18 protein-coding genes are annotated in these 19,192 nt (G+C 69.5%); 14 read left to right on the top strand and 4 right to left on the bottom strand.

Going from position 1 to position 19,192, the window contains the following annotated elements:
* Positions 1-6: 6 nt before the first annotated feature.
* From NS3_RS22395 to NS3_RS22340, 12 genes are all read left to right on the top strand, one after another.
* Positions 7-2,142 carry a branched-chain amino acid ABC transporter permease gene (locus NS3_RS22395; RefSeq protein ID WP_067862940.1) on the top strand — a complete coding sequence of 712 codons (2,136 nt, stop codon included), beginning with the start codon at positions 7-9 and terminating at the stop codon, positions 2,140-2,142.
* Entirely contained in the window at positions 2,120-2,833 is a 714-nt protein-coding gene (locus NS3_RS22390) for an ABC transporter ATP-binding protein (RefSeq protein ID WP_067862938.1), read from the top strand. The genes NS3_RS22395 and NS3_RS22390 overlap by 23 nt, the downstream gene beginning before the upstream one ends.
* Entirely contained in the window at positions 2,830-3,588 is a 759-nt protein-coding gene (locus tag NS3_RS22385) for an ABC transporter ATP-binding protein (RefSeq protein WP_067862936.1), read from the top strand. The genes NS3_RS22390 and NS3_RS22385 overlap by 4 nt, the downstream gene beginning before the upstream one ends.
* 26 nt (positions 3,589-3,614) lie before the next feature.
* Positions 3,615-3,962, top strand: a complete 348-nt coding sequence (locus NS3_RS22380) for a YidH family protein (protein WP_067862933.1) — start codon at positions 3,615-3,617, stop codon at positions 3,960-3,962.
* On the top strand, positions 3,959-4,267 hold the full coding sequence (locus NS3_RS22375) for a hypothetical protein (RefSeq protein WP_067862930.1): 309 nt from the start codon (positions 3,959-3,961) through the stop codon (positions 4,265-4,267). The genes NS3_RS22380 and NS3_RS22375 overlap by 4 nt, the downstream gene beginning before the upstream one ends.
* A 184-nt stretch (positions 4,268-4,451) precedes the next feature.
* Positions 4,452-5,618 carry an acyl-CoA dehydrogenase family protein gene (locus NS3_RS22370; protein ID WP_067862927.1) on the top strand — a complete coding sequence of 389 codons (1,167 nt, stop codon included), beginning with the start codon at positions 4,452-4,454 and terminating at the stop codon, positions 5,616-5,618.
* A complete protein-coding gene (locus NS3_RS22365) occupies positions 5,618-6,379 on the top strand; it encodes an SDR family NAD(P)-dependent oxidoreductase (protein ID WP_067862919.1) in 762 nt (253 codons plus the stop codon). Before NS3_RS22370 ends, NS3_RS22365 begins: the two co-directional genes overlap by 1 nt.
* Positions 6,379-7,680, top strand: a complete 1,302-nt coding sequence (locus NS3_RS22360) for a CaiB/BaiF CoA transferase family protein (protein ID WP_067862916.1) — start codon at positions 6,379-6,381, stop codon at positions 7,678-7,680. The genes NS3_RS22365 and NS3_RS22360 overlap by 1 nt, the downstream gene beginning before the upstream one ends.
* Before the next feature lie 152 nt (positions 7,681-7,832).
* Entirely contained in the window at positions 7,833-8,615 is a 783-nt protein-coding gene (locus tag NS3_RS22355) for an enoyl-CoA hydratase/isomerase family protein (protein ID WP_245649748.1), read from the top strand.
* A gap of 2 nt (positions 8,616-8,617) precedes the next feature.
* On the top strand, positions 8,618-9,856 hold the full coding sequence (locus NS3_RS22350; RefSeq protein ID WP_067862915.1) for a thiolase family protein: 1,239 nt from the start codon (positions 8,618-8,620) through the stop codon (positions 9,854-9,856).
* 109 nt (positions 9,857-9,965) lie between these two features.
* Entirely contained in the window at positions 9,966-11,117 is a 1,152-nt protein-coding gene (locus tag NS3_RS22345) for an acyl-CoA dehydrogenase family protein (protein ID WP_067862914.1), read from the top strand.
* Positions 11,118-11,319: 202 nt separating this feature from the next.
* Positions 11,320-11,733 carry a hypothetical protein gene (locus tag NS3_RS22340; RefSeq protein WP_067862912.1) on the top strand — a complete coding sequence of 138 codons (414 nt, stop codon included), beginning with the start codon at positions 11,320-11,322 and terminating at the stop codon, positions 11,731-11,733.
* A gap of 147 nt (positions 11,734-11,880) precedes the next feature.
* On the opposite strand, the gene NS3_RS22335 is transcribed toward NS3_RS22340, so the two are convergent.
* A complete protein-coding gene (locus NS3_RS22335) occupies positions 11,881-13,218 on the bottom strand; it encodes an MFS transporter (RefSeq protein ID WP_157101481.1) in 1,338 nt (445 codons plus the stop codon).
* A 211-nt stretch (positions 13,219-13,429) separates the two neighbouring features.
* On the opposite strand from NS3_RS22335, the gene NS3_RS22330 reads away from it, so the two are divergent.
* Positions 13,430-13,819, top strand: coding sequence for a MarR family winged helix-turn-helix transcriptional regulator (locus NS3_RS22330; RefSeq protein ID WP_067862908.1), 390 nt, complete (start codon positions 13,430-13,432; stop codon positions 13,817-13,819).
* A 167-nt stretch (positions 13,820-13,986) separates the two neighbouring features.
* The gene (locus NS3_RS22325; RefSeq protein WP_067862906.1) at positions 13,987-15,027 is read left to right on the top strand and encodes an NAD(P)-dependent alcohol dehydrogenase; all 1,041 of its coding nucleotides are present in this window, start codon (positions 13,987-13,989) and stop codon (positions 15,025-15,027) included.
* Between the two features lie 90 nt (positions 15,028-15,117).
* Here the strand turns inward: NS3_RS22325 and NS3_RS22320 are convergent, their stop codons facing one another.
* From NS3_RS22320 to NS3_RS22310, 3 genes are read right to left on the bottom strand one after another with little or no spacing between them, the layout of a single operon-like run.
* Positions 15,118-16,554, bottom strand: coding sequence for an aldehyde dehydrogenase family protein (locus NS3_RS22320; RefSeq protein WP_067863115.1), 1,437 nt, complete (start codon positions 16,552-16,554; stop codon positions 15,118-15,120).
* A gap of 2 nt (positions 16,555-16,556) precedes the next feature.
* The gene (locus NS3_RS22315) at positions 16,557-18,263 is read right to left on the bottom strand and encodes a thiamine pyrophosphate-binding protein (protein WP_067862904.1); all 1,707 of its coding nucleotides are present in this window, start codon (positions 18,261-18,263) and stop codon (positions 16,557-16,559) included.
* A complete protein-coding gene (locus NS3_RS22310; protein ID WP_067863112.1) occupies positions 18,244-19,176 on the bottom strand; it encodes an SDR family NAD(P)-dependent oxidoreductase in 933 nt (310 codons plus the stop codon). The genes NS3_RS22315 and NS3_RS22310 overlap by 20 nt, the downstream gene beginning before the upstream one ends.
* Between the last annotated feature and the right edge of the window lie 16 nt (positions 19,177-19,192).

Raw genomic sequence — 19,192 nt, 5'->3', positions numbered from 1 at the left:
GCGCTGATGGAGCAGTTCCTCGCCTTCGGGATCGTCGGCCTGAGCACCGCCGCGATCTATGCCGTGATCGGCAGCGGTCTGGTGCTGACGTACACGACCACCGGTGTGTTCAACTTCGCGCACGGTGCGGCAGGCATGGTCTCGGCGTTCGTGTACTGGCAGTTCACCATCGGCTGGGGCTGGCCGGTGCTGCCCGCGCTGGTGGTGGTCCTGCTGGTCTTCGCGCCGCTGTTCGGTGTGTTGTTCGCCAAGGCGCTCGCGCCGACCCAGTCGATGGGCGACGCCGAGAAACTCGTGATGACGGTGGCGATCCTCAGCGGCCTGATCGTGATGGCGCGCTGGATCTGGGATCCCAACGAGGCGCGTGCGCTGCCGAAGTTCTTCGCCGGATCCGAGCCGATCGACCTGGGCCCGGTGACCATCACCGGGCACCAGGCGCTGACCATGGCGGTGGCCGTGGCTGTCGCCATCGGCCTGCGAGTCCTGTTGTACCGGACGCGTTCCGGCGTGGAGATGCGGGCCACGGTCGACGACCAGGCGCTGGTCGGGCTGACCGGCGCCGACCCGCGTCGCGCCGACACAGTGGCGTGGATCCTGGGGATCGAGCTGGCCACCATCGGCGGCATCCTCATCGCCCCGATGGTCGCCCTGGATGCCGCGCAGTTGTCGCTGCTGATCGTCAGCGCCTACACCGCCGCGATCTTCGGCCGGTTGAAGAACCTGCCGATGGTGTTCGTCGGCGCGATCGTGGTCGGCTGCCTGGAGAGCTACCTGACCGGCTATCTCCCGCAGAACGACTACCTGCCCGGCCTGCGGCTGGCCGCGCCCGCGCTGCTGCTGTTCCTCGCGCTGCTGATCTTCCCGCACGGGCGGCTGCGTCGCCGCGACACCAAGGTCAATCCGGTGCCGCTGCCGACGCGCAACGGCTCGCTGGCCTTCGCGGTGGTGATCGTGGTGCTCGGCCTGATGCTGGCGAGCATGCTCAGCGAATCGGATCTGATCACCTACGGCGCCATGTTCGCCTGGGGCGTGATCGGGTTGTCCTTCGTGCCGCTGGTCGGCCTGGCGGGACAGATCTCGTTGTGCCAGTTGAGTATCGCCGGAATCGGCGCGGTCGCCTACGGTCATCTGGGGCCGAACGGCGAATGGTGGGCGATACCGGCCGCCATGCTGATCGCGGGCGCGGTGGGCGTGGTGATCGCGGTACCCGCCCTGCGCCTGTCCGGCGTGTACATGGCGCTGGCGACGGCGGCGTTCGCGGTGGTGCTCGATCGCTGGATCTTCACCCTGCCCTCGTTCGAGATCATGGGCATCCGGATCTCGTTGTTCGAGCAGGGCTCGGTCTCGCTCGTCGGCCCCGACCTGTTCGGGTGGCGGCTCGACAGCACCGCGAAGGTGACGGTGTTCGCCTCGGTGTGCCTGGCGCTGGCCGGTCTGGCCGTGGTCTGGTTGCGGCGCAGCCGGTTCGGCCGCCGCCTGATCGCATTGCGCGACAGCGAGGCCGCCTACGCGACTCTCGGCGGCAACCTGATGGTGGGCCGGGTGCTGGTGTTCGCGGTGTCCGCGTCCATCGCCGGCCTGGGCGGCGCGCTCTACGGCATGCAGTTGCAGGCGGTCACCGCCGAACAGTTCAACTTCGTCGCCGGTCTGCCGATCTTCCTGATCGTCGTCATCGCCGGTGTCGGTTCGGTGGGCGCGGGCATGTTCACCGGCGCGGTGTTCGCCGGTCCGCTGAATGTGATTCCGACGCTGTGGCCTTCGCTGCACAACCTGGCGCAGGTGTTGCCCGCCGCGGGCGGTATCGCCTTCGGCGGCGGCGTACTGCGCACCGGCGCGCTGCATTCGATGCGGGAGGGCTGGCTGCCGATGCTGCGGGACCGGATCGTCTCGCCCGTGCTGATCGTGGTGACCCTGGCGCTGTGGGGGTTGCGGCTGCTCGAGGTGATCGACGGCTGGGGGTTCTGCCTCGGCGTCGTGGTCGCCGCGGTGGGCGGACGGATCTGGCACGCGCGGCGGGCGAAGCCGGATCGGACGGAGGTTTCCGCCGACGAGCCGGTGGCGGTGGAGTGGCTGGGTGTGCGCACCCCGTGGCGTCCCGAGGACGAGGAGGTGCTCGATCGTGGGCTCACTGCTACACGTTGACGACGTCACCGTCGTGTTCGGCGGCAACCGCGCGCTCGACGGCGCCGGACTGCACGCCGAACGCGGCGCGGTGACCGGACTCATCGGCCCCAACGGCGCGGGCAAGTCCACCCTTTTCGACGTGGTGAGCGGCTTGCGTAAGCCGACCACCGGCCGGGTGGTGCTCGACGGCCGCGACGTGACCCGGCTCAACCCGACCAAGCGCGCCAAACGCGGCTTGGCCCGCACGTTCCAGCGACTCGAGCTGTTCGGCCGGTTGAGCGTGCGCGACAACCTGCGCGTGGCCGCCGAACTCGGTCCCCAGCGCCGCCGCGCGGAGGTGATCGTCGCCGACATCATCGACCGCCTCGACCTGCACGCTGTCGCCGACTCCAGCACCGACGCCCTGCCCACCGGCCTGGCCCGGCTGGTGGAGGTGGCCCGCGCGATCGCCGCGCGCCCCGGCCTGCTGCTGCTCGACGAGCCCGCCGCCGGCCAGGACCACACGGAGACGGCGCGTTTCGCCGAGCTGCTGCGCGCCCTGGCCCACGACGGCACCGCGGTCCTGCTCGTCGAACACGACATGGACCTGGTGATGAACGTCTGCGACGAGGTGTTCGTGCTCGACCTGGGCAAGGTCATCGCGTCTGGCCCGCCGTCGGTGGTCCGCACCGACGAGACCGTGCTCGCGGCCTACCTGGGAGAAGTATGAGAGTGCAGACCATCGCCGAGAAGGTGTCCGCGACACCCGATGCGACGGCAGCCGCGCCGCTGCTGCGCTTGCGCGAGGTGAAGGCGGCCTACGGCGCGATCACCGTCCTGCACGGCGTCGACCTGGACGTCGGCGCCGGTCAGGTGGTGGCCCTGCTCGGCCCCAACGGCGCGGGCAAGACGACGACCCTGCGCGTGGTGTCGGCGACCCATCCGGTGACCTCCGGCGCGCTCGAACTGGGCGGACGGGACGTGACCGGCGTAGCCGCGCGCGATCTGGCCCGCGCCGGGGTGTGTCTCATCCCGGAGGGGCGCGGCATCTTCGCCAACCTCACTGTCCGCGAGAACCTGTGGATGATGACCTTCACCGGTCGCTCCCGCGCCGAGATCGAGGCGATCGCCTTCGACCGCTTCCCGATTCTCGGCAAACGCGCGAGCCAGGTCGCGGGCACCATGTCCGGCGGCGAACAGCAGATGCTGGCACTGGCCCGCGGTCTGGCGACCGACCCCGCGGTCCTGCTGCTCGACGAACTGTCGATGGGCCTGGCTCCGCTGGTGGTCGCCGAACTCTACGAGGCGGTCGCCGACATCGCCCGCCAAGGTGTGGCCGTGCTGGTGGTCGAGCAGTTCGCCGCGGCCGTGCTCGACATCGCCGACCACGCCGCCGTGCTGGTGCGCGGCCGGGTCGTGCGCAGCGGCCGACCCGACGAGATCCGCAACGATTTGGCAGCCCTCTACCTAGGAAGCGCGACATGACGCAACCCCGCACGACAGAGCCCCGCATGACAGAGACACGCGCCGACCGCTTCGTCCGCGAACTGCAGACCATGAAGATCCCCGACCCGGCGGCCGGACGGTCCGGGCTGTGGCTGCGCACCGGCATCGCGCTGATGATCGCGGGCCCGGTGGTGGCGCTGCTGGCCTACTTCATGTCGCACGGCACCACCGACCCGCTGGCCCAGCGCGACGCCATCGTGCTCGCACTGCTGGGCATCGCGCTGGCGGTGGTGGGCGCGGCGCTGTTCCTGCGTTACTCGCTGACCAACTTCCTGCGGTTCTGGCTCGCCAGACAGTCCTACGACATCGATCGGCTCGCCGATCGGGTCACCGGAGAGGAGATCGGGGTATGACCACATCACTACGCACGGGAGAGCAGTTCGCCAGCACGGTGTGCGAGACGAGAGTGATCGTCGTGCGCGCACCTGCCGGCGAGATCGCGCCACTGACCTGCGGCGGCGCGCCGATGGTTCCGGTGGCGCAGGCTCCGGCGGCCAAGCCCGCGGCCGAGGGCGTGACGACGCTGATCGGCAAACGCTACGTCGACGACGCCGAGACCGTGGAACTGCTGTGCACCCACTCCGGCGCGGGCGAACTGCGTCTCGGTGACGAGCAATTGAGCGTGAAGGCGGCCAAGGCGCTGCCCGCTTCGGACTGAAGCGGCGGCCATCGACCCCCGGTGGCACGGCCACACCGGGGACGGCCGGCGCCGCGACTCGACACCGTTGCCCGGCCGGACAGGCGCCGGGCGCGAGAGGCGGCGACGACACCGGAGCGGATCCGGGTGTCGCTCTCCCGCGCCCGGTGCGCACAGCCGGGAATCAGAGGAAGAGGTAGGGCGGATGAATTTCGAGCTGACCGAGGATCAGGAGCTGATCCGTACATCGGTGGCCGAACTGTGCCGCAGATTCGACGACCAGTACTGGTTGGAGAAGGACCAGGCACACGAATTCCCCACGGAGTTCTACGAAGCCATCGCCGGCGGCGGCTGGCTGGGCATCACCATCCCCGAGGAATACGGCGGGCACGGCCTCGGCATCACCGAGGCGACGCTGCTGGCCGAGGAGGTGTCGCGCTCGGGTGGCGGGATGAACGCGGCCAGTTCCATCCACATGTCGATCTTCGGCATGCACCCGGTCGTCATGTACGGCTCCGAGGAACTCAAGCGGCGCACCCTGCCGCGCATCGCTACCGGTGACCTGCACGTCTGCTTCGGCGTCACCGAACCCGGTGCGGGACTGGACACGCCGCGCATTTCGACTTTCGCGCGCCGCGACGGCGACCACTACCTCGTCAACGGCCGCAAGGTGTGGATCTCCAAGGCCATGGAGTCGGAGAAGATCCTGCTGCTCACCCGGACCAGCACCTATGACGAGGTCGAGAAGAAGACCGACGGCATGACGCTGTTCCTCACCGATCTGGATCGCGCGCACGTCGACATCCGCCCCATCCGCAAGATGGGCCGCAATGCGGTCACCTCCAACGAGCTGTTCATCGACGATCTGCGCATTCCTGTCGAGGACCGGGTCGGCGAGGAGGGACAAGGCTTCCGCTACCTGCTCGACGGACTCAACCCGGAACGCATGCTCATCGCCGCCGAAGCCCTGGGCCTGGGCCGGGTTGCCCTCGACCGCGCTGTCCGGTACGCGAACGAGCGCATCGTGTTCGACCGCCCGATCGGCTCGAACCAGGGCATCCAGTTCCCGCTCGCGGATTCGCTCGCCCGCCTCGACGCCGCCGAACTCGTCCTGCGCAAGGCCACCTGGCGCTACGACAACGGCAAATCCGCAGGGCGTGAGGCCAATACGGCCAAATACCTCTGCGCGGACGCCGGCTTCACCGCCGCCGACCGGGCGCTGCAAACCCACGGCGGCATGGGTTACGCCGAGGAGTACCACGTCGCCCGCTACTTCCGGGAAGCGCGCGTGATGAAGATCGCGCCCGTCAGCCAGGAAATGATCCTGAACTACCTGGGTTCACACACCCTGGGACTGCCGAGGAGCTACTGATGGCTTACGACCTGTTCGATCTCACCGGCCGCTCGGCCCTCGTCACCGGCGCGGCAGGCGGCATCGGCTCGGCCGTCGCGCGGGCACTGGCCACCGCAGGCGCCTCGGTCCTGGTCACCGACCGGGACGGCGAGGCCGCCGCGGCCGTCGCGGAGAAGATCACCGGCGACGGCGGCATCGCCCGGAGCTTCGCCTTCGACGTCACCGACCGGGCCGCGGCCGGGGAAGCCGCCGAACGCGCGGCCGCGCTGACCGGCGGCACCGTGCACATCGTGGTCAACAATGCCGGCGTCACCGCGCCCGCCATGTTCGCCGACACCACCGCCGAGTCCGTGCGGAAGTTGTTCGACATCCACGTCATGGGCACCATCAACTGCTCGCAGGCCGCCCTGCCGTTCCTGGCCACCGACGGTCGCGGCCGGATCATCAATGTCACCTCGGCCGCGGGCCTGGTCGGCACGCTCGGTCAGGTGAACTACTCCGCCGCCAAGGCCGCGATCCTGGGGGTCACCAAATCGCTGGCCAAGGAATTGGCGCGCAAGAACATCCTCGTCAACGCGCTGGCACCGCTGGCCGCCACGCCGATGACCGAGACCATTCGCACCGACGAGCGCTTCTCCGAGCAGATGCTCAGCCGAATCCTGTTGCGCCGCTGGGCCGAGCCCGAAGAGGTCGCGGGCGCCTTCGTGTTCCTGGCCTCCGACGCGGCCTCGTTCATCACCGGGCAGGTGCTGCCGGTGGACGGTGGCACGGTGATCTGATGAGCCGCGCTCCCGGCAACGGACCGCTGTCCGGCATCACCGTGATCGCCCTGGAACAGGCGGTGTCGGCGCCGATGTGTACCCGCACGCTCGCCGACTTCGGCGCACGGGTCATCAAGATCGAGCACCCGGACGGCGGCGACTTCGCCCGGCACTACGACGATGTGGTGCGCGGGCAGGCCGCGCACTTCGTGTGGGTGAACCGCGGCAAGGAATCCGTCGCGGTGGACGTGAAATCGGCCGATGGCGCGGAGCTGCTGCACCGGTTGCTGCTCGACGCCGACGTGCTGGTGTCGAATCTCGCGCCGGGGGCGACCGCGCGCCTCGGCTTGTCCGGGCCGGAGCTGGAACGAGACCACCCGCACCTGATCACCGTGGAGATCGACGGCTTCGGACGGGGTGGTCCGCTGTCGCACAAACGCGCCTACGACCTGCTGGTGCAGGCGGAGTCCGGGGTGTGCGCGGTGACCGGGACCGCCGAAGCCCCCGCCAAGCCCGGTCCGCCGATGGCCGACGTGACCACCGGCCTGTACGCGGCGCTGGCCATCGTGACAGCGCTCTACGGTCGCGACGCCGGGAGAAAGCCCGGACAGCGGCAGGATTCGCGCTCCCGAACGGAACTCGAGGGCAGGCGAGGCGCCGAGATCGCGGTGAGCCTGTTCGACACGATGGCCGAGATGATGGGCTATCACCTGACCTACGCCAGGCACTCCGGCATCGATCAGCAGCCGCTGGGCATGAGCTCGCCCGCCGTCGCCCCCTACGGGGCCTACCGCACGGCGGACGATCAGACAGTCGTCCTCGGCACCACCAACGACCGGGAGTGGCAGCGCCTGGCGACCGACATCCTGGATCGCCCCGACCTCGCCGCGGACGAGCGTTTCCGCACCAACTCGGGCCGCACCCGGCATCGCGCCGACCTCGACGCCGTCATCGCGACCTGGTGCGCCCGCCACGATCTGGCCGCGATCCAGCGCGTCGCCGACGCCGCGGGCATCGGCAACTCCCGCTACAACCGCCCCAGCGAGGTCCTGACCCACCCCCAGCTGGTCGAACGTGACCGCTGGCGCGAGATCGACACCCCTGCCGGGCCGATCCCCTCTCTGCTGCCGCCCGCCGTGGTCCGCGGCTACCAGCCGCCCATGGGGCCGGTGCCCGGACTCGGGCAGCACACCGAGGCGGTCCTGGCCGAGTTCGGTTGCACCGCGGACGAACTCGAGAAGCTTCGCGCGGCATCGGTCATCGGCGGTCGGCCGCCGACGTCGGTTGCCTCGCCCTCGCCGCAAGGGTCCGCGCGATGAGCGGCAGTGGCGGGCCCGCCGACAGCGGGGGTGGACCTCCCGTGTCCGGAGGCGAGGTGCGCACCGTGTTCTCCGACGGAACCGATTCACCCGCAACAACACCCAGAGCGCCGGCCGATGGGCAGAGTCTGCTCGTCGCCGACCACGATGGTGTGCGAACTCTGACGCTGAATCGCCCGCACCGCCGCAACGCGATCGACGGGGCACTCTGGATCGCGCTGGCCGAGGCCCTGCGTGCAGCGGCGGACGACCGCTCGGTGCGGGCGCTGGTCCTCACCGGCGCGGGCGGCGCGTTCTGCTCCGGCGCGGACATCTCGGTCCCCGACAACTCCCACCCCGTCCACCGCATGCGTCCGCTCACCGACGTGGCCGCACTGTTGCACGAATTGCCGCTGCCCACGGTCGCGAAGGTGACCGGGCCCGCGTTCGGCGCGGGCTGGAATCTCGCGCTCGGCTGCGATCTGGTCCTCGCCACACCGGAGTCGACCTTCTCGCAGGTGTTCACCAAGCGCGGGCTGACCATGGATCTCGGCGGCTCCTGGCTGCTGCCGCGACTGGTCGGCATGCAGCAGGCCAAACGGCTGGCCTTGCTGGCCGAGACGATCGATGCCGTCCAAGCGCACGACCTCGGACTGGTCACGTGGGTGGTCCCGGCGGCGGAGATCGACGGCTGCACCGATGAACTCGCCGCGCGTCTGGCCGCCGGACCACCGGTGGCGCTGGCCCAGACCAAGGCGCTCCTGCACGAGGGCTCCGATTCCACGATGCATCGGGCGCTGGCCGCCGAAGCCCGCGCCCAGGGACTCAACCTGGCCACCGCGGACGCGCCGGAAGCCTACGCCGCCTTCGCCGAACGACGCGAGCCGCGGTTCACCGGGCGCTGGACGGTGCACCGGCCGCCGATCCGCCCCGCCACCTCCGAGAACGGGAGATAACCATGCCCGAGGTAGTCATCGTCGCGGCGGTCCGCACCGCCGTCGGCAAGCGCAACGGCGGGCTCGCCGGGGTCCACCCGGCCGACCTGTCCGCGCACGTGCTCACCGCCCTGGCCGACCGGACCGGTCTCGATCCGGCCGTGGTCGACGACGTGATCTGGGGCTGCGTCTCCCAGGTCGGCGACCAGTCCAGCAATATCGGCCGATACTCGGTGCTCGCGGCGGGCTGGCCGGAGAGCATCCCCGGCACCACCGTGAACCGGGCGTGCGGATCGAGCCAGCAGGCCATCGATTTCGCCGCCCAGGCCGTGCTCTCCGGTCAGCAGGACGTGGTGGTCGCGGGCGGCGTGGAGACGATGAGCCGGGTGCCGCTGGGTTCGGCGCGCGCGAGCGGGATGCCGTACGGGCCGAAAGCGCTGGCCCGCTACGACGGTTTCTCCTTCGACCAGGGCCTGTCCGCCGAACTCATCGCCGCGAAGTGGGGCTTCGACCGCACGCGTCTGGACGAATACGCCGTGCGCTCAAACGAACTGGCGGCCGCTGCCCAGGATTCGGGGGCATTCGCTGCCGAGATCGTGCCCATCAACACTGCCACTGCCACTGCCACTGCCACTGCCACTGCCACTGCCACTGCCACCGCCACCGCCACCGATGCTGCCGAAAGTGCCACTGCCACCGTCGACACGGCTACCGGCGCCGTCACCGCCGATGAGGGTATCCGGCGCGGCACCACCGTCGAGACGCTGGCCGGTCTGAAACCCGCCTTCCGCGAGGACGGCGTGATTCACGCGGGCAACTCCTCCCAGATTTCCGATGGTGCTGCCGCCTTGCTGCTCACCACCCCGGAGAAGGCCCGCGACCTCGGCTTGACTCCGTTGGCCCGCTACCGCGCCGGGGCGGTGAGCGGGGCCGACCCGGTGCTCATGCTCACCGGCCCCATCCCGGCGACGGAGAAAGTGCTGCGCAAAGCGGGTGTGACGCTCGGCGACATCGGCGTATTCGAGGTGAACGAGGCATTCGCCCCGGTGCCGCTGGCCTGGCTCGCCGAGACCGGCGCCGACCCGGCCCTGCTCAACCCGCTCGGTGGTGCGATCGCCCTCGGCCACCCGCTCGGCGCGTCCGGAGCGGTCCTGATGACCCGCATGATCCACCACATGCGTGCCAACGACATTCGCTACGGCCTGCAGACCATGTGCGAGGGCGGCGGCACCGCCAACGCCACCGTTCTCGAACTCCTCTGAACCCGAGTACCGCAACACAGCTCGTTCCGGAGCGCTTGCCCGGCCCGGCGGCTTCGTGTGCCCGCCGTGCCGGATCTCGGGAGCCGAGCCCGCCCGATCGGAGAATCCTGTGCGCCGCGATCTGTTCACCCCCGACCACGAAGCCTTCCGTCGACTGGTCGCGGACTTCATCGAGAAACAGATCGTCCCCGACTACTCCGCGTGGGAGAAAGCCGGACAGATGCCGCGCGAGATCTTCGCCGCCATGGGCGATCTCGGCATGCTCGGCATCGCGCTACCCGAGGAACACGGGGGAGCGGGTATCCGCGACTACCGCTACAACGTGATCCTCCAGGAGGAAGCCGCCCGTGCCCTGGTCACCCTCGGCACCGTCCGCACCCAGCTCGACGTCATCCTCCCGTATTTCCTCGAATACGCCGACCCCGCGCAACGCGACCGCTGGTTCCCCGGTCTGGCCACCGGCCGCCTGCTCACCGCCGTGGCCATGACCGAACCCGGCACCGGCTCCGACCTGGCCGGTGTCCGCACCACCGCCGTCCGCGACGGCGACCACTACATCCTCAACGGCGCCAAGACCTTCATCACCGGTGGCCTGCTCGCCGACCTGGTCATCGTCGTCGCCCGCACCGGCACCGACCCGGACAACCGCCGCGCCGGCCTCACCCTGCTCGTCGTGGAGGACGGCATGCCCGGCTTCGAACGCGGCCGCATGCTCGAGAAGATGGGCTGCAAGGTGCAGGACACCATGGAGTTGTCCTTCACGGATGTGCGTGTGCCGGTGGCCAATCGCCTCGGCGACGAGGGCGCGGCCTTCGGATACCTTGGCCACAACCTTCCCCAGGAACGCCTCACCGTCGCTGTCGGCTCCGTCGCCCAGGCCCGCGCCGCCGTCACCGCTACCGTCGACTACACCAAGCAGCGCAAGGCATTCGGCACCCCGGTCTCCTCGTTCCAGAACACCAAATTCGAACTCGCCGCCATGTCCGCCGAGGTCGAAGCCGCCCAGACCATGATCGACCGCGCGGTCCTCGACCTGATCGACGGCGTCCTGTCCGCCCCCGACGCCGCCCGCGTCAAACTCTTCTGCACCGAGATGCAGGCCCGAGTCGTCGACCGCTGCCTGCAACTGTTCGGCGGCTACGGCTACATGATGGAGTATCCGATCGCCCGGCTCTACACCGATGCGCGGGTCGCCCGCATCTACGCGGGCACCAGCGAGGTGATGAAGATGATCATCGCCAGGGACCTGGGGGTCTCGTAGTCGCTCCCCGGCCTGTGCGGCGGGAGCGCCGGACACGATGTCGCCGCAGGTCGGCGACTCCTCTCGGCCGCAGCCGGAGTCGAGTTGGCGCACTTGGCCACTCGGGCCGGTTCGTCCGTCTGGAAGTGAACTGTCCGAAGCCTCGTTCGCCCTCTATCCTGACCCCTTCATCCTGGTAGTACGACCCAGTGGGGGAAGATGCATGGCCGAGAACGTCGGATCCGTCCTGATCACCGACGTGCCGACGTCTCGGATCGCGATGACGGTGCATCGGGCGGTGCGTGAGAAGCCCACCTGGATGGACCGGAAGTTCAAGTACGCGATGCTGGTGGGGCTGGGCGAACGGTGGTCGAGTGAACGGCTCGCCCCCGGCGATCAGCGGCGGCAGGACTACGACAATCCCGCGCCCTGGTACGACCTCGTCGACGCGACGGGCGGACAGACGATCCACATCGTCTACCGCGAAGCGGAGAACGAAACCCGGGCGGTGTTCATCGGACTCGGCTTCGACAAGTACTCGGTCGGACGTATCTGGGCGGAGAAGTTCGCCCATCGCGTGGCGGAGTTCCTCGCCGAAGACCGCATCGGTGCGCGGGTGGAGGACGTCGAGTTCTGAGTCGCAGCCGGTATCGACCGACGACTCCGGCCGGACGCTGTCGCAGGAGCGGTCGTCGGCGGTCGCGCCCTGTACGGGCCGCGCGCACACCTCGATGGGGCCACCGATTCGGCGACCCCATCTCTGTGCGATCGGCTGTCGATCCGTTCAGCCGAGTTCGGCGACCACCTGCTTGCGGGCGAGCAGGGCCGAGGCCGAGGCGACCAGTCCGATCGCCGCGACCAGGGTGACCAGGTAGAGCCCTGGCCGGTAGCCGGCGATGCCGTCGGTGGCGGCGCCGCTGATCAGGCCGGTGGTGACGGCGAGCACGACCGCCCCGCCGATCTGCAGCGAGGTCTGCACGAGGCCGGAGGCCAGGCCCTGTTCGTGGTCGGCGATGCCCTCGGTCGCCTGGACCATCACCGAGGAGAAACCGAGCGCGAAGCCGAGACCCAGCAGCAGGAAGGCCGGGAGGTAGTCGAGCACGTAGTTCGGGTCCGGGTTGCCGCCGCGGGCGAGGAACCAGAGGTAGCCCGCGACGAACGAGGCGAGGGCGGCGATGATCATCGGGGCCGTGCCGAAGCGGTCGATGAGCTTGCCCGCCATCGGCGAGAGGACGGCCACGATGATGCCTGCCGGCGCCATCGCCAACGCCATCTGCAGCGGCTCCCAATCCAGCGTGTTCTGCAGATACAGCGAGACGATCGTCTGGAAGCTGAGGTAGGAGCCGAAGATGGCCAGGGCGGCCAGGTTCGCCCGCACGATCGACCGCACCTTGAAGATGCTCAGCCGCACCAGTGGGTGGCCGACGCGATTCTCCACCACGAAGAACGTGCCGAGCAGGCCGACCGCGAGGATGGTGGTCGCGATGACGGTGGCGGTGAAGCCGGTCTCGGGCGCGGTGACGATCGTGTAGACCGCCGACAGCATGCCGCCGGTCAGCAGGACGGCGCCGGTGAAATCGATGCCGCCCTCTTCCTTCGCTGCGTCCTCGCCGGCGCGCGGCACCACGAACCATGCGGTGACGAGCACGATCGCGACGACCGCGACCGGCATGTAGAAGGTCAGCCGCCAGTCGATGCCGGTGAGCAGGCCGGACACGATCAGGCCGGAGGCGTAACCGGTGGCGCCGAAGATGGTGAAGATCGACAGGGCGCGGTTGCGGTCGTGGCCTTCCTTGAACGTCGTGGTGACGATCGAGAGCGCGGCGGGCGCGGTGAAGGCGGCGGCGATGCCCTTCACGATGCGGGTGGCGATCAGCAGCGCGCCGTCGTCGACGAGTCCGCCGACGAGGGAGGCGATGCCGAAGACCACCAGCGCGGTGAGGAAGACCTGCCGTCGGCCGAGCAGGTCGGCGGCTCGTCCGCCCAGCAGCAGCAGTCCGCCGTAGCCGAGGATGTAGCCGTTGACGACCCACTGCAGCGCGGAGGTGTCCAGGCCCAGGTCGTGGCCGATGGAGGGGAGTGCGACGCCGACCATGGAGACGTCGAGGGCGTCGAGGAACATCGCCAGACCGGCGACGAACAGGATGGCCCACAGCTTGGGCCCCCAACCGCCGGCGGTCGGTTCGGAAAGGGTTGGAGCGGAAAGGTTCTGGGGTGCCGTTGTCGTGGTCACCAGAAAGAACTTAGATGCGCACGCATTGAATGTCAATGCATGTAATGCCACAGCATGTAATGCGTGCGCATAAAATGCCTTGACATGCTAGCCTCGGGTCATGTACCACGACACCGACAAAGATGTCTGCGCGAAGTGGTCCGAAACGCTCCGGCTCTACCACGGCACCTCGTCGGAGCTGGAGAACGTGCTCCAGGCGCGCCACCAGCTCGGCCTCAGCGAGTTCGAGCTGCTGCAGATCCTCGCAGGCCGCTGCGGCGACGAGTCCTCGGAGAAGGTCAAGATGAAGGACATCGAGACCGCGATGTACCTGAGCCAGAGCGCGCTCTCGCGCACCGTGACCCGGCTGGAGAAAGCCGGGCTGGTGGAGCGCGCGGCCTGCGATTTCGACCGCCGCGCCAACTTCTTGAAGCTCACCCCCGAGGGACGGGAACGGCTGGAGGCGGCTCGCCCGACGCACAAGGAAATCCTGCGCAAGCACTTCGCCTGAACCGGCGCACCGCCCGATCGCGCGCTGCCCGCGACGGCTCCGCGATGTTCGATCGCAACGGAATTCGATCGAGGTCGGTACGCTCGGGACAGGTATGCCTCTAGCGACCGGCCGCGGCCGGCCCGACTGCTGTATCCGACCGAGCGAGCTCGACCCGGAGGTGCGTGATGAAGGCTTTGCAGTATCGGACGATCGGTGGATCGCCGGAACTGGTCGAGGTGCCCGATCCGGAACCAGGACCGGGGCAGGTGCTGTTGAAGGTGACCGCGGCGGGCGTCTGCCACTCCGATTTCGTGGTGATGTCCTGGTCGGAGGCCGAGCTGCCGTTCCCGTTGCCGCTCACCCTGGGCCACGAAGGTGTGGGGACAGTCGCCGCCCTCGGCGCGGGCGTCACCGGAGTCGCGGTGGGAGAAGACGTCGCGGTGTACGGACCATGGGGATGCGGCACCTGCCCGCCGTGCGCCGGCGGCCGGGAGAACTACTGCCTGCGCACGATGGAGCTGGGCATCTTCCCGCCCGGCCTGGGCTCACCCGGCGCCATCGCCGAATACATGATCGTGGACGACGTCCGTCACCTGGAGCCGTTGCGCGGCCTCGACCCGGTTCGCGCGGTGCCGCTCACCGACGCCGGCCTCACCCCGTATCACGCGATCAAACGCTCGTTGCCCAAGCTCGTGCCGGGCTCGACCGCGGTGGTGATCGGCGCGGGCGGGCTCGGCCACGTGGCCATTCAGATTCTGCGGGCCCTCAGTCCCGCGCGGGTGATCGCGCTGGACACCATGGCGGGCAAGCTGGAACTGGCGCGTTCGGTGGGCGCGCACGAGGTGCTGACCTCCGACGAACACGCGGCCGAAAAGGTCAAGGATCTCACCGGAGGCCGGGGCGCGACAGTGGTACTCGACTTCGTGGGCGCCCCGCCGACGACCGCCACCGCCGCGGCCTGCGTCGCGATGGAGGGCGATCTGACGGTGGTGGGCGTCGGCAGCGGCTCGGTGCCGGTCGGCTTCGGCTCACCGCCGTACGAGGTCACCGTGACCGCGCCGTACTGGGGCTCTCGTACCGAACTGCGTGAGGTGCTCGATCTGGCTCGGGCCGGTGCGCTCGATGTGCATGTGGAGACCTTCGCCATGGACGACGCGCCCGAGGCCTACAAGCGCTTGCACGCCGGGACGATCGACGGGCGCGCCGTCATCCTGCCGAACGGCTGACTCGTCCGATCCGGCTCGCAGGCCGAGCGACACCACGGACGGCTGTGGGGCGCTCGGTCGCCGCGCGGCCGCGAGCGCCCTGTCGCCGGATCAGCCCTGCGCCGCCTCGGGCAGGTATCCGAGGATGCCCTTCGTCTCCAGATAGTCGTGGAAGCCGAATTCGCCCCACTCCCTGCCGTTTCCACTCTTGCGATAGCCGCCGAACGGGCACTGGAAGTCGAAGGCGTCGTTGATGGAGACCCAGCCCGCGCGGATGCGGCGGGCCACCGAGCGGGCCAGTTCCAGGTCGGCGCCCGCGACGTTGCCCGCGAGACCGTATTCGGTGTCGTTGGCGAGTTCGACGGCGTGGTCGATGTCCTCGTAGGCGAGAATCGCCAGGACGGGGCCGAAGATCTCTTCGCGGGCGATGGTCATGTCGTTGGTGACGTTCGCGAAGACGGTCGGCTTGACGAACCAGCCGCGCTCGAGTCCGTCCGGACGGCCCGTGCCGCCGGTGACCAGGGTGGCGCCTTCGTCGATGCCGCGCTGGATCAGCGACTGGATCTTGTCGAACTGTGCCCGGGACACCACGGGGCCGAGCGCGACTTCGCCGGTGGGATCGCCGACGGTCAACGCGGCGGCCGCGGTGCGCGCGGCCTCGACGGCCTCGTCCATCCGGCTGCGGGGAACCAGCATGCGCGACAGGGCGCTACAGGTCTGGCCGGAGTTGTTCATGATGGTCGCCACCGCACCGGCGACATTGGCGGACAGGCCGGCGTCGTCGAGCACGATGTTCGGGCTCTTACCGCCGAGCTCCTGAGTGACCCGCTTGACGCTGGGTGCCGCGGCGCGCGCGATCTCGATGCCCGCCCGGGTGGAACCGGTGAACGAGATCAGGTCCACGTCGGGGTGCGCGGCCAGCGGGGCGCCCGCGCCGGGGCCGTCACCCTGGACGAGGTTGAACACGCCCGCGGGAACGCCTGCGGCATCGAGGATCTCGGCGAAGATGTGTGCCGAGAACGGGGTCTGCTCGGAGGGTTTGAGGACCACGGTGCAGCCGGTGGCCAGGGCGGGGAAGACCTTCACCGCGATCTGGTTGAGCGGCCAATTCCACGGGGTGATCAGGCCGCAGACGCCGATCGGTTCCTTGACCACCAGGGTCGCGCCGCGCTGTTCCTCGAACGGGAAGTTCTCCAGGATGCCGAGGGCGGTGGTGAGATGCCCGGCGCCGAGATCGACCTGGAAGCCGCCGGCCAGCGCGGCCGGTGCGCCCATCTCGGCGGTGAGAGCGGCGGCGAGATCACCGCGGCGGCGGTCGTATTCCTCGGCGACGGCGCGCAACAGCGTCAGCCGGTCGCCGACCGAAGACACCGACCAGTGGGGGAATGCCGTCCGGGCGGCGGCGACGGCGCGGTCGATGTCGGCGGCCGAGCCCGCGGCGACCGTGCCGTGGATTTCCTCGGTGGCGGGGTTGACGACCTCGAAGGTCGCGGAGGTGGCGGGGTCGATCCACTTGCCGCCGATGTAGAAGGTGGAGAGGGTGGGCATGATCACTGTGTCCCTTCGGCGTACCAGGTGCGGAACTCGTCGTAGGAGGGCATTTCCTCGGAATTGGCCTTCGGGTCGACGGCCACGTGGATGACGCCGGGTTTGCCACTGGCGTAGGCGCGTTTGACGGCCGGCGCGATGTCCTCCTCGCGCTCGACGTATTCGCCGTAGCAGCCGAACCCCTCGGCGACCTTGTCGAGGCGGGTCTCGGTGCTCCAGTGCGTGCCGGTCTCGCGCGAACCCTGACCGAAGGTGCGTTTGTACACACCGACTTCCAGGCCCCAGGCGTAGTCGACGGCCACCACGCACACCAGCGGCAGGTTCAGCCGGGCGGCGGTCTCGAGTTCGGCGATCTGGAACTGGAACGACGAGTCGCCGGTGACGAGCATGACCGGGCGCTTGCGGCCCTCGGCGACGGACGCGCCCACGGCATACGGCAGGCCGGTGCCGAGGTGACCGAAGTTCTGGTTCCAGATCACGTCGTGCGGCTTGGCCTGCGAATAGGTCCAGCCGAAGATGGTGGTGGCGCCGCCGTCGCGGACCATGATGCCGTCGGGGGGAAAGACCTTGGTGGCCTCGACGATCAGCCGGGCCGGATGCACCGGCGAGCGCCCGGACGGCGCGGTTTCGGCGAGTTCGGCCAACCGGGCCGCGTCCTGCTCGATCCAGCGCGCGAGTTCCGGCGTCGCGGTGCGCGGGGTGTCCTTCAGCGCCTCGATCAGCTGCGGCACCACGGCGCGCAGGTCGCCGACGAGCGGGACGTCGATGGGGCGATTGACGCCGATCGCGGCCGGATCCTGCTCGACGAGAATCCATTTCCGGTTCGCCTCGTTGGCGATCCAGTGCCTGCCGCGCCCGTAGTGCACGGGCTCGCCGAGTTCGGTGCCGATGGCCAGGCACAGATCCGAGGCGACGACGGCTTCGACGGCGGCGGGGGAGAACCCGTACGGGAAGGTGCGGTCCTCGAGTCCCTCGATGTAGGAGGTGCCGCCGGAGGTCTGGATGACCGGGCAGGCCATCGCCTCGGCGAGCGCGCGCACGGCCGCACCCGAGCGGGTGGTGTGCACGCCGTGCCCGGCCAGCAGCACGGGCTGCTTCGCGGCGCGGATGAGTTCGACGGCCTCGGCGATCCTGTCGGCGCCCGCGGTCTGGCCGACGAGGCGGTAGCGCTCGGGCGGCAGCGGCGCGGGCACGTCGAGGTCTTCGAGGATGACGTGCGAGGGGTACTCGATGTAGACCGGGCCGGGGGTGCCCGACAGCGCCTTGCGCAGCCCTTCCCGGATGATCTCGTCGGTCTGGTCGGCGTATTCGATGCTGGCGCTGTACTTCACCGACGGCTCGAACAGTTCGGCCTGTTTGACGAACTGGATGCGGCCACGGCGCACTCGCTGCTCGGTGATGCGGGCGCGCTGACCGCCGAGGAAGATCACCGGCGAGTTCTCCACCTTCGCGCACATCATGGCGCCGGCGAGATTGGCGACGCCGGGGCCGAGGGTGCCGATGCAGACCGCCGCGCGCCCGGTCATCCGGGACACCGCTTCGGCCATGAAGCCGGCCGATTCCTCGTGATGGGGCGCGACGACGTTCCAGCCGCGTTCCTCGGCCAGGTGGAACATGTGCACGAAGTTCGGATCGGGGATGCCGAAAATCGTGTCGATGCCCTCGGCTTCGAAGAGCTGGAGAATACGTTCAAAGACCTTGACCGACATGCTGGGCCGCCTCCGTGACTAGCGCGAAACTCTTGCTGAGGTGATCGACGTGACCGGTCGCGGTGGGCAGGATCCAGGAATCCGCGGTGTCACGGATCTCGTCGATGCGATCGCCGACCTGCTCGACTGTCCACGAGGGCTGATACACCCCCGGCGTCTCGGCGATATAGGCCCGCGCCATCCGTCCCGCGACCGCCACCAGCACTTCGCCGGAGACGGAGCAGGATTCGTGGGCGAGCCAGCCGACGGCGGGGGCCGTCAGCTCGGGGCCCATCGGGGGGTAGGCCGAGGTGTCGAGCCCGCCGGCGAGCCGGGTGACCGCCGCGGGCACGATGACATTGCTGCGGACGCCGCACTCGGCGCCCTCGAGAGCCACCACGTTCGACAGGCCGATCACGCCGGCTTTGGCGGCGGCGTAGTTCGCCACGCCCTTGTTGCCGTAGAGGCCGCCGATCGAGGAGGTGAGCACCACCCGGCCGTAGCCCGCGTCGGCCATGACCGGGAAGGCGGGGCGCGTCACGTGGAAGGCGCCGCGCAGGTGCACGTCGAGCACCGCGTCGAAGTCCGCGTAGGTCATCTCGCGCAGCGAGCCGTAGCGGACGTTGCCCGCGTTGTGCACGAGGATGTCGAGACGGCCGAAGCGGTCGAGGGCGGTCTGCACGATCGCCTGCCCGCCCTCGGCGGTGGCCACGGAATCCGTCGACACGGCCGCGGTGCCGCCTGCCGCCTCGATCTCGGCGACCACGTCCTGGGCCGGACTGCCCTCCACGGTGTCACCCCGGATGCTGCTGCCCAGGTCGTTGACCACCACCGAAGCGCCGCGCTCGGCCAGCAGCAGGGCATAGGCGCGCCCCAGGCCGCGGCCGCCCCCGGTGACGATCGCGACGCGTCCGTCGAAACGTAGTTCCCGCAACGACTCTCCGCCGCTC

Origin of the sequence: Nocardia shimofusensis NBRC 100134 (assembly GCF_001613125.1) — a bacterium.
Taxonomy (GTDB): Bacteria; Actinomycetota; Actinomycetes; order Mycobacteriales; family Mycobacteriaceae; genus Nocardia; species Nocardia shimofusensis.
Note: the sequence above shows the minus strand (reverse complement) of the source record. Positions and strands in the feature narration are given on the sequence as shown.

Coding starts and splice junctions, on each gene's coding strand:
- NS3_RS22315 (WP_067862904.1), bottom strand. CDS start 18,263: ATGTCGGTCAAGGTCTTTGAACGTATTCTCCAGCTCTTCGAAGCCGAG.
- NS3_RS22320 (WP_067863115.1), bottom strand. CDS start 16,554: ATGCCCACCCTCTCCACCTTCTACATCGGCGGCAAGTGGATCGACCCC.
- NS3_RS22385 (WP_067862936.1), top strand. CDS start 2,830: ATGAGAGTGCAGACCATCGCCGAGAAGGTGTCCGCGACACCCGATGCG.
- NS3_RS22325 (WP_067862906.1), top strand. CDS start 13,987: ATGAAGGCTTTGCAGTATCGGACGATCGGTGGATCGCCGGAACTGGTC.
- NS3_RS22360 (WP_067862916.1), top strand. CDS start 6,379: ATGAGCCGCGCTCCCGGCAACGGACCGCTGTCCGGCATCACCGTGATC.
- NS3_RS22365 (WP_067862919.1), top strand. CDS start 5,618: ATGGCTTACGACCTGTTCGATCTCACCGGCCGCTCGGCCCTCGTCACC.
- NS3_RS22370 (WP_067862927.1), top strand. CDS start 4,452: ATGAATTTCGAGCTGACCGAGGATCAGGAGCTGATCCGTACATCGGTG.
- NS3_RS22340 (WP_067862912.1), top strand. CDS start 11,320: ATGGCCGAGAACGTCGGATCCGTCCTGATCACCGACGTGCCGACGTCT.
- NS3_RS22380 (WP_067862933.1), top strand. CDS start 3,615: ATGACAGAGACACGCGCCGACCGCTTCGTCCGCGAACTGCAGACCATG.
- NS3_RS22395 (WP_067862940.1), top strand. CDS start 7: ATGGAGCAGTTCCTCGCCTTCGGGATCGTCGGCCTGAGCACCGCCGCG.
- NS3_RS22330 (WP_067862908.1), top strand. CDS start 13,430: ATGTACCACGACACCGACAAAGATGTCTGCGCGAAGTGGTCCGAAACG.
- NS3_RS22375 (WP_067862930.1), top strand. CDS start 3,959: ATGACCACATCACTACGCACGGGAGAGCAGTTCGCCAGCACGGTGTGC.
- NS3_RS22335 (WP_157101481.1), bottom strand. CDS start 13,218: ATGTTCCTCGACGCCCTCGACGTCTCCATGGTCGGCGTCGCACTCCCC.
- NS3_RS22350 (WP_067862915.1), top strand. CDS start 8,618: ATGCCCGAGGTAGTCATCGTCGCGGCGGTCCGCACCGCCGTCGGCAAG.